A 16,277-nucleotide genomic window follows, 5' to 3' on the forward strand; every position below is an offset into this window, starting at 1 on the left:
CTCCGCAAGCTCCGTCGGCCGACCATTCCCCAAGAGGTTTTGCCATGCGCATTGCGTACACGCCGCAACAGGAGCAGCTGCGCGCGGAGTTGCGCGACTACTTCGCGCGGCTCATCACCCCCGAGCGCAGGGAGGCCCTGAGCGCGCAGACCGGCGAGTACGGGCAGGGCAATGTGTACCGCGAGGTCGTTGAGCAGATGGGCCACGACGGCTGGCTGGCGCTGGGCTGGCCCAAGGAATACGGCGGCCAGGACCGCCCCACCATGGACCAGCTGATCTTCACCGACGAGGCGGCGATCGCGGGCGCGCCGGTGCCGTTCCTGACCATCAACTCGGTCGCGCCGACGATCATGCACTACGGCAGCGAGGAACAGAAGAAGTTCTTCCTGCCCAAGATCGCAGCCGGTGAACTGCACTTCTCCATCGGATACTCCGAGCCGGGGGCGGGCACCGACCTGGCGAGCCTGCGCACCACCGCGGTGCGTGACGGCGACGACTACGTGATCAACGGCCAGAAGATGTGGACCAGCCTGATCGCCTACGCCGACTACGTCTGGCTGGCCGTGCGCACCGATCCGACCGCCAATAAGCACAAGGGCATCAGCATGCTCATCGTGCCGACCACCGCCGATGGCTTCTCCTGGACGCCCGTGCACACGATGGCGGGGCCGGACACCAGCGCCACCTACTACCAGGATGTTCGCGTGCCGGCGAGCGCGCTGGTCGGCCAGGAGAACGGCGGCTGGGCACTGATCACCAACCAGCTCAACCATGAGCGCGTCGCACTCACCTCGGCCGCGCCGCTGGCGCTGGCGCTACGCCAGACCGTCGAGTGGGCGCGTGAGACCAAGGCGAGCGACGGCTCCCGGGTGATCGACCGCGAGTGGGTGCAGCTCAACCTGGCCAAGGTGCACGCCAAGGTGGAGTACCTCAAGCTGCTGAACTGGGAGATCGCCAGCCGCGCCGACGCGGGCGGCGACGCGGCCCCGCGTCCGTGGGACGCCTCGGCCTGCAAGGTGTACGGCACCGAGCTGGCCACCGAGGCCTACCGGTCGCTCATGGAAATACTCGGCCCGCAGGCCTACCTGCGCCAGGACTCCCCCGGCGCGCAACTGCGCGGCCGCCTGGAGCGGATGCACCGCGCGGCGCTCATCCTCACCTTCGGCGGCGGCACCAACGAGGTGCAGCGCGACATCATCGCCATGACCGCCCTCAAGCAGCCTGCCGCGGCGCGCTGATCGAAAGCTGAGAGACACCATGGATTTCACCCCCACCGAAGCCCAACTCGATCTCGGCCGGCTGACCGGCGAGGTGTGCGGCAAGCTGGTCACCGCCGACCGGCTGCGCGAACTCGACACCGCTGAGGAGCGGTTCGACCAGCCGCTGTGGAGTTCACTGGCCGAGACCGGCGTGCTCGCGGCGACGCTGCCCGAGTCGGTCGGCGGCAGTGATCTGGGCTCGCTCGAGCAGACCGCCGTCCTGCGCGAGCTGGGCAAGCACCTCGCCGCCGTGCCGTACCTGTGGTCGATCGTGCTCGGCGCGGGCGCGCTGGCCCGGTTCGGCGATGCGGCGCAACAGGATCTGGCCACCCGGGCGGGCGCGGGCGACGTCATCCTCACGGTGGCGCTGTCCGAGGAGCGCAACTGGGAACCCGCCGCGCCGGCCACGACCGCGGTCGAGACCGGCGACGGCTGGCGGCTGACCGGCGCCAAGACCACCGTGCCCTTCGCGAACCGGGCCGAGCGGATCTTGGTGCCCGCCGCGGTTTCCGGGACCACCGCGGTGTTCCTGGTCGATCCCGCGGCGGCGACGGTGACCGCGCAACAGGTGGTCGACCGCAGCCCGGAGTTCGCGGTCGAGTTGACCGATACGCCCGCCGAGCTGATCGGCTCGGTGGCCGACGGCGCGGAGATCCTGGACTGGATCCTCACCCGCGCCTGGCTCGGCCTGAGCGCCGTGCAGCTCGGCACCCTGGAACGGGCGCTCGAACTGGTCGCCGAGTACGCCAGGGAGCGCGAGCAGTTCGGCAAGGCGGTCGGCAGCTTCCAGGCCGTCGCCCAGCGGCTCGCCGACGCCTACATCGACGTGCAGGGCCTGCGTCTTGCGGTCACCCAGGCGGCGTGGCTGCTGTCGGAGGACCTGCCCGCCGCCGAGGCGGTACACACCGCCAAGTTCTGGGCCGCCGACGCGGGCCACCGCGTCGCCCACACCGTGGTCCACGTGCACGGCGGCGTCGGCATCGACCGCGACCACATCGCGCACAACTACTTCACCGCCGCCAAACACAACGAGTTCGCCCTCGGCGCGAGCACCGACCACCTGCGCGCCCTCGGCGCGTTGCTGGCCACGTAACCGCATCCGAGCGATTCGGCCCGCACGGCACCATGCCGGGCGGGCCGAACCGCGTCGCGCTCAGGCGAGTCGCCGGTTCAGCGCCACGCTGACCCGCGAAACTTGGTCACCAGCGTCTTCGAAAGAAACGCCATTCGCGCCAGAGCTCTGGATGCGGGGCCGGGTGTGGCCGTCTCGCCGCAGCGTGGAGTAGCAGGGCTCGAGGTCGGCCATGAGCCGAACGTACCGCGATTTCAGTCGGCCGGGATCGACGTCAGGTAGCGCTGAAGGGTGGGGCCTACCTCGGCGACGATCTGGTCGCGAGTCAGGGCGACGACCGGGGGCAGGCGCAGGACGTAGCGGCACAGGGCGAGGCCGAGCATCTGGGTGACGATCAGGCCGCCACGGCGGGGAGCGTCGGCGGGATCGCCGAAACGCAGCACGGCGGGCAGGATCTGCTGGGCGAAGATGTCGCGGACGCGTTCGGCGACCGCCTCGTCGGTGATCGACGAGCGCAGCAGCGTCAACAGCACCTCCTTGTTCGGCTGCTCTTCCCAGATCTCGAAGAAGCGGCGCACCAGCAGCTCCCCCAAAGTGTCCGGCTCGGCGGACCCGAGGTCGGGCAGATTCAACCGGACGTCGACCGCAGCTGCGAAGAGCCCGTCTTTACTGCCGAAATACCGCATGACCATGGACGGGTCGATATCCGCGTCCGCGGCGATGGCGCGGATGGTCGCCTTGCGGAATCCCTCGGCGGCGAACCGTGCGCGGGCCGCGTCCAGAATCGCCGCACGCGTCGCGTCCGAGCGGCGAGCGGGGGCTTGATCAGGCTCGACGGTCATGCCAACAAGTGTAGGCCAACAACTGTTGACTTCCTAGTCCGCACGGGGCTACGGTTATGCCAACAAACGTTGGCCTACAAGCGTTGACATGAGGGAGTTCCGATGAACGCCACACCGAGCCCGCTGCCCGCCACCACCTCCGTCGTGATCGTCGGCGCGGGGCCCGCCGGACTGACCGCCGCCATCACCCTGGCCGACGCCGGTGTGGATTTCGTCCTGCTCGACCGGCTGAGCGAGGGCGCGAACACCTCCCGCGCGGCGGTGGTGCACGCCAGGACACTGGAGGTGCTCGAGCAGTTCGGCATCGCCGAGGAACTGGTCGCGACCGGCGACATCGTCGCGCGCTTCACCGTCCACGACGGCGGCAAGACTTTGGCCACCATCGACTTCGACGATCTCCCGACGCGCTACCCCTACACCCTGATGACGCCACAGGACACCACAGAGGCGGTGCTGTTGCAGCGGTTACGGAAGGCGGGCGGTGAGGTGCAGCGGCCTTACCAGGTCAGCCGGGTCGTCACGGAAAGCGACGGCGTGACGGTCGAATACACCGATGCCGCGGGCACACCGGGCAGCATCCGCGCCGACTACGTCATCGGGAGCGACGGTATGCACAGCGTCGTCCGCGAGCAGGCGGGTATCGGGTTCACCGGCGCGTCGTACCCGGAATCCTTCGTCCTCGCCGACGTGCGGATGGACTGGCCGATCGCGCGCGACGAGGTGGCCCTGCACCTTTCACCGGAGGGCGTCACCGTGGTCGCGCCGCTGCCCGACGAGGCCGAGCCGAACCGTTACCGCGTGGTCGCCACCTTGGAAACGGCGCCCGAGCACTCGACCACAGCGGACGTTCAGGCCCTCTTGGACGCCCGTGGCCCCGGCGGCACGGTGCGGGTCCACGAAGTGCTGTGGAGCTCACGCTTCCGCGTACACCACCGCGTCGCCGACCACTACCGCAACGGCCGCATCCTGCTCGCGGGCGACGCCGCCCACGTGCACAGCCCGGCAGGCGGTCAGGGCATGAATACCGGCATCCAGGACGCCGCCACCCTCGGCCCCCTGCTGGTGCGAGTCCTCGCGGGAGAGCCGGACACCCTGCTGGACGAGTACGAATCCACCCGCCGCCCCGTCGCCCTCGGCGTCGTCTCGTTCACCGACCGCATGACCAAGATGGCGACCCTGCACCAGCGCCCCGCCCGCACCGCGCGCAACCTGATCCTCACCACCCTGTCGCGCATCCCCGCCTTCCGCTACCGCCTCGCTTACCAGCTGGCCGAACTCGCCAACCGCTGAGGTTCCGCGAGCCCGAGCGAGCCGGACCGCGCTTCGGCAGCTGCGCACAATGCGCACCCTGGCGTGTGGTCGTACAGCCTGAATGCCGCGCGAGGATGGGCCGAGCTACTCGTTCAGGTCGGCCACCGTCTGGTGAACGGCAGCCGACCATGAGGCCTGGGTACTACTTCGCGCTCGCCTCGGCGTGGTTGTCGGCGGGGCGGGACTGGGTTTGCTCCTTGGCCCAGCGGTAGTCGGGCTTGCCCGCCGGGGAGCGCTTGATCTCGTCGACGAACCACAGGCTGCGGGGATGTTTGTACGGCGCGATCTCCTGGGTGAGCATGGGGCGCAGCTCCTCCAGGGTGGGGCGGGACGCGCCGCGGCATTGCACGACCGCGACCACCCGCTGGCCCCAGCGCTCGTCCTCGATGCCGACCACCAGCGCGTCGAAGATCTCGGGGTGCGTCTTGAGTGCGCCCTCGACCTCCTCGGGGTAGATCTTCTCGCCACCGCTGTTGATGCTGACCGAACCGCGGCCGAGCATGGTGACCGTGCCGTCCTCCTCGACGCGAGCGAAGTCGCCGGGGATGGCGTAGCGAATCCCGTTGTACTCCTTGAAGGTCGCCGCGGTCTTCACCTCGTCCTTGTAGTAACCGAGCGGGATGTGCCCGCGGCGGGCCAGGATGCCGACCTCGCCGGAGCCGGGCGGCACCGGATTGCCGTTCTCATCGAGCACGTCGGTGGAGGCGTCGATCTTCACCCGCGGCCCCCCGGTGTGCGTCGCGCCCTTGGCCACGATCGCGATACCGCCGAAACCGGTCTCCGAGGAGCCGATCGAATCGGAGATCATGCGGTTGGGCAGCAGCTCGAGGAACTGGTCCTTGAGCGCGGGCGAGAACAGCGCCGCGCTGCTGGCCATCACGTAAAGGCTGGAGAGGTCGTAGGGCTGACCGGTCTGCGGGTTGCCCTCGATCAGCGCGTCGAGCATCGGGCGCGCCATCGCGTCACCGGTGATGAAGATCAGGTTGATCTTGTGCTTGTCGATCGCCTGCCACACACCGTGCCCGGAGAACTCCGGGATCATCACGGCTTTGCCGCCGCCGAACAGGCTGTGGAACGTGGCCCACTGTGCCCCGCCATGGATCATCGGCGGGATCGGGAACCGCACCATCGGCGGGCTGCCCGCACCGACCTTCGCCAATTCCCACTCGTCCTGGACGTATTCGCCGGTGATGAAGTTGATGCCCGCGCCGAGCACGCGCCACACGTCCTCCTGCCGCCACATCACACCTTTGGGCATGCCGGTGGTGCCACCGGTGTAGACCATGTACAGGTCGTCCGGGGAGCGTTCGCCGAAGTCGCGCTCACCCGAGGACTGCGCGAGCACCGTCTCGTAATCCGCCGAATCCGCTGCGGTGGCGATCGTGCCGGTCGTATCGTCGTCCACGACGACGACCGTGCGCAGCTGCGGGGTCTTCGGCCGGACGGCGGCGACCCTGTCGCTGTAGCGCCGCTCGTGGATCAGCGCGACCATGTCCGAGTTGTCGAAGATGTACTGCAACTCGTTCTCGACATATCGGAAGTTCACGTTGATCATCACGGCCCGCGCCTTGAAGATCGCGACCATGGCCTCGACGGCCTCGATCGTGTTACGTGAGTAGATACCCACCTTGTCGCCCGGCCGGACTCCATGTTCTTGCAGGTAGTGAGCGAGACTATTGGCCCGCTCCTCCAACTGGGCGTAGGTGACCTCGCGGCCGTCGTCGGCCAGCGCGACGCGGTCGGGCATCAGGTCGACGGCATGTTCGACAAGGTCCGCTATGTTGTAGCTCACAGACCTAAAAATAGAACGTGTTACTGTTTCTGACAAGGCTCGAAGTCAGGAGAATCAGCGATGCCGCACTGTCTCGTCGAGAAGCGCGACCATGTCCTCATCGTCACCATGAACCGGCCCGAGGCGCGCAACGCGCTGTCGGGGGAGATGATGGCGATCATGAAAGACGCCTGGAACCAGGTGGACAAGGATCCGGATATCCGGGTCGCGATCCTGACCGGCGCGGGCGGGGCGTTCTGCGCGGGCGCCGATCTCAAGGGCATGACCTCCGAGCATCCCGGCGACACCATCGACGGCGGCGGCTGGAATCCGGCCAAGCTGGAGGCGCTGCTCAAGGGCCGCAGGCTGACCAAGCCGCTGATCGCGGCGGTCGAGGGCCCGGCCATCGCGGGCGGTACCGAGATCCTGCAGGGCACCGACATTCGAGTCGCCGGCGAGAGCGCGAAATTCGGTGTGTCCGAGGCGCGTTGGGGCCTGTTCCCGCTGGGCGGCTCGGCGGTGCGACTGGTCCGCCAGATCCCCTACACCGTGGCCGCGGACATCCTGCTCACCGGCCGGCACGTCACCGCCGCCGAAGCCAAGGAGATCGGGCTGATCGGGCACGTGGTCCCGGACGGCACCGCACTGGACAAGGCGCTGGAGATCGCGGGGCAGATCGCCGCCAACGGCCCCCTCGCCGTGCAGGCCATCCTGCGCACCATCCGGGAGACGGAGGCCATGCCGGAGGAGGACGCCTTCGAGATCGACGCCGAGCTCGGCATGTCGGTGTTCCGCTCGGCGGATGCCAAGGAAGGACCGCGGGCGTTCGCGGAAAAGCGCAAGCCCTCTTTCACCGGAAACTGAGAATCCCGGCGGAGCCCGCCGCGCCCGACGCGCACGTGCGTCGACCGATGCTCGCGCACCGACCGATGCGCGCGCATCGGGGGCGACCCCTCGCCGGGCTCAGTTTGCGCCCGGATAGTCCATCCAGAACGGCTCCCACTGGTGGCCGTCGGGGTCGATGAAGGTGCGGCCGTGCATGCCGACCTGCGCCTCCTGCGCCCGCTTGTCCTCGTTCACCTCTTCGGTCGCGCCCGCCGCGAGCGCCGCGTCGGTCAAGCTGTCAACCTCTTCGGCGCTACCGAGGGCGAGCGCGTACGCGGCGTTGATCGCCGCCTTGGTGTCGGCCACCGGCCGCTTGCTGAAGGTCGTGAAGAAGTCCCTGACGAGCAGCATCAGGCAGATGTTGTCGTCGACCACGATGCAGGCCGCGTTGTCGTCGGTGAACTCCTGGTTGACCTTCCAGCCCAGCGCCTCGTAGAAGGCCTTCGACCGGTTCAGATCGGCGACCGGGAGATTGATGAAGATCATCTTGCTGCTCATGGCCTCTTCCTCTCGAGCAAGTCCGTTCGTGTCACTGGATAGGACGGGCCTCGCGGGGCGAACTCATCGCGGATGCTCGGGTGGCGCATGCCACACCGCGGGCAGGTTTATCGATCTTGATCAGCGCGGCCCTCGAGTTCGAGGGCCTGTTTTGTGTCGGTGGCCTGTGGCAGGGTGACACCCATGAACGACTCGTCCGGCACTTCCGCCGGCCTCGCTCCCGAGGCGCTCGTCGCGTTCGAGACCCATCGCAGGGAACTCTGCGCGTACGCCTACCGCATGCTCGGTTCCTCCTTCGAAGCGGAGGACGCGGTGCAGGAGACCCTGACCCGGGCATGGAAGTCCTACGACTCGTTCGAGGGTCGCGCCAGCCTCCGCTCCTGGCTGTACAAGATCACCACGAACGTCTGCCTGGACATGCTCGACGGCCCGCAGCGCCGGGCCCGGCCGATGGACCTTTCCGGTCCGTCGCGGCCGGACTCGCCGCTGCCCGCGCCGCAACCGGACTATGTCTGGATCGAGCCCATCCCGAACGCGCTGGCCTTCGGCGCCGATCCGGCTGATCACGCCAGCGCGAAAGACACCTTGCGCCTGGCCTTCGTCGCGGCCTGCCAGCATCTGCCCGCCACCCAGCGCGCGATCCTGATCATGCGCGAGGTGCTGCGCTTCTCCGCCAACGAGACCGCCGAGGCGCTCACCATGTCGCCCGCGTCGGTCAACAGCGCGCTGCAACGGGCGCGCGCGACCATGTCCAAGGTCCAGCCCGCGGCCACCGACACCTTCGACGAGTCCGACGAGGATCAGCGCAGGCTGGTGGACAACTTCGTCAAGGCGTTCGAGTCCTACGACATGGACACACTCACCTCGCTGCTGAAAGCGGATGTGGCGCTGTCGATGCCGCCGATCGAGCTGTGGATCTCGGGCCCGGAGAACGTGGTCGCGTTCATGCTCGGCCACGGAAGCGCTTGCCGCGATTCGCGAATGATCCGTTTGGAGGGCGCCAACGGCCTGCCCGCCTTCGGCCACTACAAGCCGGGTGACGAGCCGGGGGTATGGGTGCCGTGGTCGATCACGGTGCTGGAACTCGACGGCGACACCATCGCCGGACTGAACTTCTTCCTCGACACCGAGAAGCTCTTCCCGCTCTTCGGCCTCGCGCCCGAACTGCGCGAAAGTATCTGACCCCGCACGCGCGAATGCGCCCTTCGCGAAGGGCGCATCCGCTTTCGGCGCCGTCGCGCGCCCGGGCCGCAGCCCCAGCGGGCCGGCTACCCGACTGCCTCGTCTCCGCCGGACCGGGGGCGGACTTCGGTCCGATATCGTCCGGCGGTACCCCTCAGGACGCGGGGATGTACCGCTCGCGCAGCTTGCGCTTGTACAGCTTCCCGTTCGGGTCGCGCGGCAGTTCCGGCAGGTAGTCGATGGATTTGGGCATCTTGTATTTCGCCAATTGCGTGGCGGCGAAAGCGAGCAGCTCCTCGGTGAGCGCCTCGCCGCTCTCCGTTCCGTCGGCGGGCTGCACGACCGCCTTCACTTCCTGACCCCAGTCCGGATGCGGCACACCGAAAACCGCCACATCGGCGACCTTCGGGTGGGTGATCAAGACGTTCTCCACCTCTGCCGGGTAGATGTTCACGCCGCCGGACAGGATCAGGTCCGAGCGCCGGTCGTGCAGGTAGAGGTAGCCGTCCTCGTCGAGGTGCCCGATATCCCCGACGGTGAACAGGTCCCCGACGCGCGAGTCCTCGGTCTTGGCCTTGTCGTGGTGGTACTCGAAGCTCGAAGCGCCCATCCGCATGTACACCAGACCGGCCTCGCCGACCGGCACCTCGGAGCCGTCTTCCTCGCTGAGCACCTTGATCACCGACCACGGCCACGCCTTGCCGACCGAGCCCGGCTTGCGCAGCCACTCGGCGCCGTTGATCACCGTGCCGCCGCCCTCGGTGGCCGCGTAGTACTCGGTGACCGTCGGCCCCCACCACTCGAGCATCTGCCGCTTGGTTTCCTGCGGGCAGGGCGCAGCGCCGTGTACCATGCTGCGCAGCGAGGACACGTCGTACTTGGCGCGCACCTCCTCCGGCAGCGCGAGCAGGCGATGGAACTGGGTGGGCACCATGTGGCTGTGCGTCACCCGGTGCTTGTCGATCAGCCGCAGCATGTCCTCGGCGTCCCAGCGGTCCATCAGAACGAGCTTGTGACCCAGCTGGATCGAGATGGTGGCGAAGTTCAGTACGGCCGTGTGATACAGCGGCGAGCCGCAGATGTGCACGTGGTCGTCGTAGGGCCCGAGCTCGAACAGACCGAAGAACGCGGTGGTGTGCGGCGGGACGACATCGGGGTCGGCGCCGGTCAGCGGCCGACGTACTCCCTTGGGTCGTCCGGTGGTCCCGGAGGTGTAGAGCATGGGCGCGCCGGTGCTGCGATCCGACGGGCGCCCGGTGTCCGCGGCGCCGAGCCAGGCCACCGACTTGAAGCCCTCGATCTCGCCCACCGCGAAGCGCGCCGTCGCGGGCAGCCCCGCCTCGTCGGCGGCGGCCTGGGCGGCGGCGGCGAACCGATCGCTGGCGATGAACGCCTTGGCCTCGCTGTCGGCCAGGATGTAGGCGACCTCCGGACCGGTCAGATGCCAGTTCACCGCGACGATGTACAGCCCGGATTGGTAGGCCGCGAAATACGCCGCGATCGCCTCCACGCTGTTGTGCACCATGCTCACCAGCACGTCACCGGTTTTCAGGCCGAGCCCACGCAGGCCGGTGGCGTAACGATTGGCGAGCGTGGCCAATTCGCGATACGTCACCTCCCGGCCCGAGGGATCGACCATCGCGATCCGATCGGGTTCGGCTTCGGCGATGTTCCACAGACCGAGAATTTTCACTGACTCCTGCATGGGGGGATTGTGCGGAGGCGGAGCCGACGGGGCGGGTGAGGCAGTCACCCCATTGAATCTAGAACGTGTTCTACTGTTCGACAAGAGGGGCGAGCCGACGCAATTGCGCGACATCGGGAACCGACACCAGCATCATGGTGACGCCCGCGGCCTCCCAGACCCGCAGTTGCTTGCGGACATGCTCCTCGTCGCCGATGATCGCGGTGTCCAGGATCAGCTCGTCCGGCACCACCGCCGCCGCCTCCGCCTTCTTGCCGGACTGGAACAGCCGGCCGATCTCGTCGACCTCGCGGTCGTATCCCATCCGCCGGTACACCTGGGCATGGAAGTTCAGCTCGGGCGCGCCCATGCCACCGATGTAGAGCGCCATGATCCAGCGCATCCGCTCCAGCTCGCTCGCCGGATCGTCGGTGATCACCACCTGGCAACTGGCGGCGATCTCGAAGTCGTCCCGGGTGCGCCGCGCGCCCGCGCGCGCGAAGCCCTCGTCGAGCCAGTCGTTGTACATTCCGGCCAGCCGGGGCGCGTAGTAGATGGCCAGCCAGCCGTCGGCGATCTCGGCGGTGAGCGCGACATTCTTCGGCCCCTCCGCGCCCAGCCAGATCGGCAGATCCGCACGTAGCGGATGCACGATCGGCTTCAGCGGCTTACCGAGCCCGATCGCGCCCGGCCCGGTGTAGGGCAGCGGATAGTGCGGGCCGTCGCTGGTGACCGGCGCCTGCCGGGCCAGCACCTGACGCACGATCCCGACGTACTCGCGGGTGCGCTGCAACGGTTTGGCGAACGGCTGGCCGTACCAGCCTTCCACCACCTGCGGACCCGAGACGCCCAAGCCCAGAATCGCGCGGCCGCCGCTGAGGTGATCGAGGGTGAGCGCGTGCATGGCGGTCGCGGCCGGCGTGCGCGCCGACATCTGCACCACCGACGTGCCGAGACGCACCCGCCGCGTGGACGAGCCCCACCAGGTGAGCGGGCCGAAGGCGTCCGACCCCCACGACTCGGCGGCGAACACAGCGTCGAACCCGGCTTCCTCGGCCGCCACCACCAGCTCCCCCGCGTTCGCGGGCGGCTGGGCCATCCAGTACCCGAGTTGCAATCCGAACTTCACGCCGGACCCCTTTCCAGTCAACTGCTTGCCACCAGAGTTAGAACCTGTTCTACTCGATATCGTGACTCAGGGGAATACTGCATCCACGGCAATCGCCGGTGGTAGCGGCACGGCATTGAACACAGCGGCCGTGCCCGATGTACTCAGCGCGCCCCTGCGGGTGCGTTTCGACTACACCCGCTCCGTCGGATCCACCATCGGGACCTTTCTGACCCGGTTGCGCGATCACAAGATCGTCGGCGCGCGTGGCTCGGACGGCCGGGTGATCGTGCCACCGCCGGAATACGATCCGATCACCGCCGAACCGTTGACCGAATTCGTCAACGTCGCCGATACCGGCACCGTCGAATCATGGACCTGGGTGCGCGAGCCGCTGCCCGGCCAGCCGTTCGACCGCCCTTTCGCCTGGGCGCTGATCCGGTTGGACGGCGCGGACACGACGCTGCTGCACGCGGTGGACGTGGCCGGGCCCGAGGACATTCGGAAAGGCTTGCGGGTGACCGCCCGGTGGGCCGGGCAGACCGAGGGCAGTATTCGCGACATCGTCTGCTTCGAGCCGGGCGAGAAGTCCGCCGCGCCGGTGGCGTCCGCCGCGGCCGATCCGGTCACCATGCTCATCACTCCGGTCGATCTGTCCTACAAGCACACCGCCTCGCCCCAGGAAACCGTCTACCTGCGCGGACTCGCCGAAGGCAAGCTGATCGGCGCGCGCACCGACGCCGCGGGCAAGGTGTACTTCCCGCCGCGCGGCGCGAACCCGACCGACGGCAGGCCGACCGACGAGTACATCGAGTTGCCCGACCGCGGCACGGTCACCACGTTCTGCATCGTCAACGTGCCGTTCCTCGGGCAGCGGATCAAGCCGCCGTACGTCGCGGCCTATGTGCTGCTGGACGGCGCGGACATCCCGGTGCTGCACCTGGTGCTCGGGTGCGACGCGAGCGAGGTGCGCATGGGCATGCGGGTGGAGGCGGTGTGGAAGCCGCGCGAGGAGTGGGGCTACGGCCTGGAGAACGTGGACCACTTCCGTCCCACCGGCGAGCCGGACGCCGATTACGAGACCTACTCCCATCACCTCTGAGAGAGGCGCACGTTGACTGACAACGCCACCGACATCGCGGTCGTGGGTTTCGCCCACGCGCCGCACGTGCCGGAGACCTTCGGCACCACCAACGGTGTCGAGATGCTGGTGCCCTGCTTCCAGCAGCTCTACGACCGGCTCGGCATCACCAAGTCCGATATCGACTTCTGGTGCTCGGGCTCGTCCGATTACCTTGCCGGACGAGCCTTCTCGTTCATCTCCGCGATCGACGCCATAGGCGCGGTGCCGCCGATCAACGAATCGCACGTGGAGATGGACGCGGCCTGGGCGCTGTACGAGGCGTGGGTGAAACTGCGCTCGGGGCAGGCGAAGACGGCGCTGGTGTACGGATTCGGCAAGTCCTCCGCGGGCACGCTGCGCCAGGTGCTCACCATGCAGCTGGACCCGTACGTCGTCGCGCCGCTGTGGCCGGATGCCTGGTCCATCGCGGGCCTGCAAGCGCGCGCCGGTCTCGACGCGGGACGCTGGACCGAACGGGACATGGCGGCCGTGGCGGCAGGCGAGTCCGGTGACGCCGACAGCCTGCTCGACCAGCCCTACGTCGCCGATCCGTTGCGCGCGCACGATATCGCGCCGATCACCGACGGCGCGGCCGCGATCGTGCTCGCAGTCGGCGACCGAGCCCGCGAACTGTGCGAGCGTCCCGCGTGGATCACCGGTATGGCCCATCGGATCGACACTCCCGTGCTCGGCGCGCGCGACCTCAGCGTCTCACCCTCGACAGCGGCCGCGGCCAAGGCGGTGACCAGCGGCGATGTCAGCGATTTCGACATCGCCGAGCTGCATGCGCCGTTCAGTCACCAGCAGCTGATCCTCGCCGAGGCGATCGGGCTGAAGAACGGCACGAAGGTGAATCCGTCCGGCGGCGCGCTCGCGGCCAATCCGATGTTCGCCGCGGGCCTGGAGCGCATCGGCTTCGCGGCCGAGGCGATCATCGCGGGCTCGGCGAATCGTGCGCTGGCCCATGCCACCAGCGGCCCCGCGCTCCAGCAGAACCTTGTGACCGTCTTGGAATCGGAGAACCGATGAGCTTGCCAGCGGCGGTGCTCGGCACCGGACAAACCCATCACGTGACGAAACGGACCGACGTGTCCATGGCCGGGATGTGCCGCGAGGCCATCGATCGCGCCCTCGCCGACGCCGGTCTCACCATCGCCGACATCGACGCGGTCGTGGTCGGCAAGGCGCCGGACGGATTCGAAGGCGTCATGATGCCCGAACTGTTCATGGCGGATGCGCTCGGCGCCACCGGAAAGCCGCTGCTGCGAGTGCATACCGCCGGCTCGGTGGGCGGCTCCACCGGCATCGTCGCGACCAACCTCGTGCAGGCGGGCGTGCACAAGCGCGTGCTCGCGGTGGCGTGGGAGAAGCAGTCGGAGTCGAACGCCATGTGGGCGTTGTCGATTCCGGTGCCGTTCACCATGCCGGTCGGCGCGGGCGCGGGCGGCTACTTCGCGCCGCACGTGCGCTCCTACATCCGGCGATCCAACGCGCCGGGTCACATCGGCGCCATGGTCGCGGCGAAGGATCGCCGCAACGGCGCCAAGAACCCGCTCGCGCATCTGAAGCAGCCCGATATCACGATGGAATCGGTGCTCGCCTCGCAGATGTTGTGGGACCCCATCCGCTTCGACGAGACCTGCCCCTCCTCCGACGGCGCGTGCGCGATCGTGCTCGGCGACGCGGAGGCCGCCGAGGCGGTCGAGGCCACCGGCCGCAAGGTCGCCTGGGTGCACGCCACCGCGATGCGCACCGAGCCGACCACCTTCGCCGGACGCGACCAGGTCAACCCTCGAGCGGGCCAGGACGCGGCCGCGGCGCTGTGGGAGACGGCGGGCATAACCAACCCGCTCGAAGAGATCGACGTGGCCGAGATCTACGTCCCCTTCTCCTGGTTCGAGCCGATGTGGCTGGAAAACCTCGGCTTCGCACCGCAGGGCGACGGGTGGAAGCTCACCGACAAGGGCGAGACCGAGATCGGCGGCACCCTTCCGGTCAATCCGTCCGGCGGCGTGCTGTCGTCCAACCCGATCGGCGCCTCCGGGCTCATCCGGTTCGCCGAGGCCGCCAAGCAGATCATGGAGCGAGCCGGGGACTATCAAGTCGAGGGCGCGCGCAAGGCGCTCGGCCACGCGTACGGCGGTGGATCGCAGTACTTTTCGATGTGGGTGGTCGGATCGGAGCGGCGGTGACCTCGCTGAAGTTCACCGTCGGCATCGCGCTGAGTCCGCTGGACCAGCTGACCGAGCTCGCCAGAACCGCCGAAGAGTGCGGTTTCTCATCCATCGCGCTGCCCGACTCGCTGTTCTACATGAAATCGGCGGCGGCGAAGTACCCCTACACCGCCGACGGCAGCAGGTTCTGGGGACCGGACACGCCGTGGGTCGACCCGCTCATCGGCGCGGCCGCCATGGCGGCCGTCACCAGCCGTATCCGCTTCTACACGAACGTGCTGAAGCTGGGTTCCCGCAATCCGCTGCTGCTGGCCCGGCAGGTCGGCTCGGTGGCCAACCTGTCCGGTAACCGCTTCGGCTTCGGTGTCGGAATCGGCTGGGCTCCAGAGGAATTCGAATGGTGCGGGGTGCCCTTCGCGCGGCGCGGCGCCCGCGTGGACGAGATGATCGACGTCATCAAGCTGGTGCTGGCCGGTGGGATGGTCGAGTACCACGGCGAATTCTTCGACTTCGATTCGCTGCAGATCAGCCCGGCGCCGAGCGAGCCGGTGCCGTTCTACATCGGCGGGCACACCGACGCGGCACTACGGCGCGCGGCGCGGGTGGGCGACGGCTGGACCTCGGCGATGATGACCTACGACGAACTGCGGGGCACCATCGGCAAGCTCGATGCGCTGCGCGCCGAGTTCGGCCGCTCCGGCGAGCCGTTCGAGATCCAGGCGGTGTGCGTCGACCGGTTCGGCCGGTCCGGATATCAGGACCTGGCCGACGCGGGCGTCACCGACGCGATCGTGGTGCCCTGGCTGGCCGACGGCATCGGCTTCGACGGCGAACTGTCCGCCAAGCAGGACTCGCTGCGCACATTCGCCGAGCAGTACATCGCCGAACCCGTCCTCGCCGCACGGTGACGACCCGCTGGCCAAGGGAGGCCGTATGACCACCGCAACCGAGCATCCGGCCAGGACCGCCGGCCTGGCCTCACAGACCGCCGTGCGAGCACGGGACAAGCAGGCTTGGGTCGCGCTGTTCGCCGAAGACGGCATCGTGGAAGACCCGATCGGTCCGTCCGGCTTCGATCCGGAGGGCAGGGGCCACCGCGGCACGGAGGCCATCGCCGCGTTCTGGGACAAGGCGATCGCGAAGACCGACCTGATCGAGTTCCTGTTCGGCGACTCGTTCGCCTGCGGCAACGAAGTCGCCTTCACCGGCACGATCCGCAGCACCATCGGCGGTCACCTGATCGACGCCGAGGGCGTGTTCACCTACCGGGTGGACGACAACGGCAAGATCGCCGCGCTGCGCGCGTTCTGGGAGGTCGATCGCGCCATGAAGACCGCGCGACCGGTCGACTGAGGTAAGACGAAAGGG

15 protein-coding genes are annotated in these 16,277 nt (G+C 68.4%); 10 read left to right on the forward strand and 5 right to left on the reverse strand.

Annotated elements, in window-relative coordinates; all coding sequences use genetic code 11:
• Nucleotides 1-44 precede the first annotated feature (44 nt).
• On the forward strand, nucleotides 45-1,238 hold the full coding sequence (locus tag ACFU5M_RS25860) for an acyl-CoA dehydrogenase family protein (RefSeq protein ID WP_379053322.1): 1,194 nt from the start codon (nucleotides 45-47) through the stop codon (nucleotides 1,236-1,238).
• Nucleotides 1,239-1,257: 19 nt separating this feature from the next.
• On the forward strand, nucleotides 1,258-2,352 hold the full coding sequence (locus tag ACFU5M_RS25865; RefSeq protein ID WP_379053324.1) for an acyl-CoA dehydrogenase family protein: 1,095 nt from the start codon (nucleotides 1,258-1,260) through the stop codon (nucleotides 2,350-2,352).
• 233 nt (nucleotides 2,353-2,585) lie between these two features.
• Here the strand turns inward: ACFU5M_RS25865 and ACFU5M_RS25870 are convergent, their stop codons facing one another.
• The gene (locus ACFU5M_RS25870) at nucleotides 2,586-3,173 is read right to left on the reverse strand and encodes a TetR/AcrR family transcriptional regulator (protein ID WP_379053326.1); all 588 of its coding nucleotides are present in this window, start codon (nucleotides 3,171-3,173) and stop codon (nucleotides 2,586-2,588) included.
• Nucleotides 3,174-3,275: 102 nt separating this feature from the next.
• Here ACFU5M_RS25870 and ACFU5M_RS25875 point away from each other — a divergent pair, with 102 nt between their 5' ends.
• Nucleotides 3,276-4,463 (forward strand): FAD-dependent monooxygenase, encoded by a 1,188-nt coding sequence (locus tag ACFU5M_RS25875; protein WP_379053327.1) that lies wholly within the window; start codon nucleotides 3,276-3,278, stop codon nucleotides 4,461-4,463.
• Between the two features lie 163 nt (nucleotides 4,464-4,626).
• Here the strand turns inward: ACFU5M_RS25875 and ACFU5M_RS25880 are convergent, their stop codons facing one another.
• Nucleotides 4,627-6,276, reverse strand: coding sequence for an acyl-CoA synthetase (locus tag ACFU5M_RS25880; RefSeq protein ID WP_379053329.1), 1,650 nt, complete (start codon nucleotides 6,274-6,276; stop codon nucleotides 4,627-4,629).
• 60 nt (nucleotides 6,277-6,336) lie between these two features.
• Here ACFU5M_RS25880 and ACFU5M_RS25885 point away from each other — a divergent pair, with 60 nt between their 5' ends.
• On the forward strand, nucleotides 6,337-7,119 hold the full coding sequence (locus tag ACFU5M_RS25885; protein ID WP_379053330.1) for a crotonase/enoyl-CoA hydratase family protein: 783 nt from the start codon (nucleotides 6,337-6,339) through the stop codon (nucleotides 7,117-7,119).
• Nucleotides 7,120-7,218: 99 nt separating this feature from the next.
• On the opposite strand, the gene ACFU5M_RS25890 is transcribed toward ACFU5M_RS25885, so the two are convergent.
• Nucleotides 7,219-7,638 carry a VOC family protein gene (locus ACFU5M_RS25890; RefSeq protein ID WP_379053332.1) on the reverse strand — a complete coding sequence of 140 codons (420 nt, stop codon included), beginning with the start codon at nucleotides 7,636-7,638 and terminating at the stop codon, nucleotides 7,219-7,221.
• A gap of 183 nt (nucleotides 7,639-7,821) precedes the next feature.
• On the opposite strand from ACFU5M_RS25890, the gene ACFU5M_RS25895 reads away from it, so the two are divergent.
• On the forward strand, nucleotides 7,822-8,820 hold the full coding sequence (locus ACFU5M_RS25895; protein WP_379053334.1) for a sigma-70 family RNA polymerase sigma factor: 999 nt from the start codon (nucleotides 7,822-7,824) through the stop codon (nucleotides 8,818-8,820).
• Nucleotides 8,821-8,974: 154 nt separating this feature from the next.
• Here the strand turns inward: ACFU5M_RS25895 and ACFU5M_RS25900 are convergent, their stop codons facing one another.
• Together ACFU5M_RS25900 and ACFU5M_RS25905 are read right to left on the reverse strand one after the other, a co-directional pair.
• Nucleotides 8,975-10,525 (reverse strand): acyl-CoA synthetase, encoded by a 1,551-nt coding sequence (locus ACFU5M_RS25900; RefSeq protein WP_379053335.1) that lies wholly within the window; start codon nucleotides 10,523-10,525, stop codon nucleotides 8,975-8,977.
• A 70-nt stretch (nucleotides 10,526-10,595) separates the two neighbouring features.
• Complete coding sequence (locus ACFU5M_RS25905) at nucleotides 10,596-11,633, reverse strand: LLM class F420-dependent oxidoreductase (protein WP_379053337.1); 1,038 nt, start codon at nucleotides 11,631-11,633, stop codon at nucleotides 10,596-10,598.
• A 130-nt stretch (nucleotides 11,634-11,763) separates the two neighbouring features.
• On the opposite strand from ACFU5M_RS25905, the gene ACFU5M_RS25910 reads away from it, so the two are divergent.
• Genes ACFU5M_RS25910 through ACFU5M_RS25930 form a run of 5 tightly spaced genes read left to right on the forward strand, consistent with a single transcriptional unit; the run spans nucleotide 11,764 to nucleotide 16,262 of the window.
• Complete coding sequence (locus ACFU5M_RS25910; protein WP_379053339.1) at nucleotides 11,764-12,714, forward strand: Zn-ribbon domain-containing OB-fold protein; 951 nt, start codon at nucleotides 11,764-11,766, stop codon at nucleotides 12,712-12,714.
• 12 nt (nucleotides 12,715-12,726) lie between these two features.
• Nucleotides 12,727-13,764 carry a thiolase domain-containing protein gene (locus ACFU5M_RS25915; RefSeq protein ID WP_379053341.1) on the forward strand — a complete coding sequence of 346 codons (1,038 nt, stop codon included), beginning with the start codon at nucleotides 12,727-12,729 and terminating at the stop codon, nucleotides 13,762-13,764.
• Nucleotides 13,761-14,927 carry a thiolase domain-containing protein gene (locus ACFU5M_RS25920; RefSeq protein ID WP_379053343.1) on the forward strand — a complete coding sequence of 389 codons (1,167 nt, stop codon included), beginning with the start codon at nucleotides 13,761-13,763 and terminating at the stop codon, nucleotides 14,925-14,927. Before ACFU5M_RS25915 ends, ACFU5M_RS25920 begins: the two co-directional genes overlap by 4 nt.
• A gap of 5 nt (nucleotides 14,928-14,932) precedes the next feature.
• Nucleotides 14,933-15,817 carry a TIGR03619 family F420-dependent LLM class oxidoreductase gene (locus tag ACFU5M_RS25925; protein ID WP_379053348.1) on the forward strand — a complete coding sequence of 295 codons (885 nt, stop codon included), beginning with the start codon at nucleotides 14,933-14,935 and terminating at the stop codon, nucleotides 15,815-15,817.
• Between the two features lie 25 nt (nucleotides 15,818-15,842).
• The gene (locus ACFU5M_RS25930; protein WP_379053344.1) at nucleotides 15,843-16,262 is read left to right on the forward strand and encodes a nuclear transport factor 2 family protein; all 420 of its coding nucleotides are present in this window, start codon (nucleotides 15,843-15,845) and stop codon (nucleotides 16,260-16,262) included.
• The last annotated feature ends 15 nt before the right edge of the window (nucleotides 16,263-16,277 follow it).

Origin of the sequence: Nocardia sp. NPDC057455 (genome assembly GCF_042802775.1) — a bacterium.
Taxonomy (GTDB): Bacteria; Actinomycetota; Actinomycetes; order Mycobacteriales; family Mycobacteriaceae; genus Nocardia.

Excerpts from the sequence above, each read along its gene's own strand:
- ACFU5M_RS25875 (WP_379053327.1), top strand. The coding sequence starts at position 3,276 with ATGAACGCCACACCGAGCCCGCTGCCCGCCACCACCTCCGTCGTGATC.
- ACFU5M_RS25860 (WP_379053322.1), top strand. The coding sequence starts at position 45 with ATGCGCATTGCGTACACGCCGCAACAGGAGCAGCTGCGCGCGGAGTTG.
- ACFU5M_RS25895 (WP_379053334.1), top strand. The coding sequence starts at position 7,822 with ATGAACGACTCGTCCGGCACTTCCGCCGGCCTCGCTCCCGAGGCGCTC.
- ACFU5M_RS25890 (WP_379053332.1), bottom strand. The coding sequence starts at position 7,638 with ATGAGCAGCAAGATGATCTTCATCAATCTCCCGGTCGCCGATCTGAAC.
- ACFU5M_RS25900 (WP_379053335.1), bottom strand. The coding sequence starts at position 10,525 with ATGCAGGAGTCAGTGAAAATTCTCGGTCTGTGGAACATCGCCGAAGCC.
- ACFU5M_RS25930 (WP_379053344.1), top strand. The coding sequence starts at position 15,843 with ATGACCACCGCAACCGAGCATCCGGCCAGGACCGCCGGCCTGGCCTCA.
- ACFU5M_RS25920 (WP_379053343.1), top strand. The coding sequence starts at position 13,761 with ATGAGCTTGCCAGCGGCGGTGCTCGGCACCGGACAAACCCATCACGTG.
- ACFU5M_RS25865 (WP_379053324.1), top strand. The coding sequence starts at position 1,258 with ATGGATTTCACCCCCACCGAAGCCCAACTCGATCTCGGCCGGCTGACC.
- ACFU5M_RS25885 (WP_379053330.1), top strand. The coding sequence starts at position 6,337 with ATGCCGCACTGTCTCGTCGAGAAGCGCGACCATGTCCTCATCGTCACC.
- ACFU5M_RS25870 (WP_379053326.1), bottom strand. The coding sequence starts at position 3,173 with ATGACCGTCGAGCCTGATCAAGCCCCCGCTCGCCGCTCGGACGCGACG.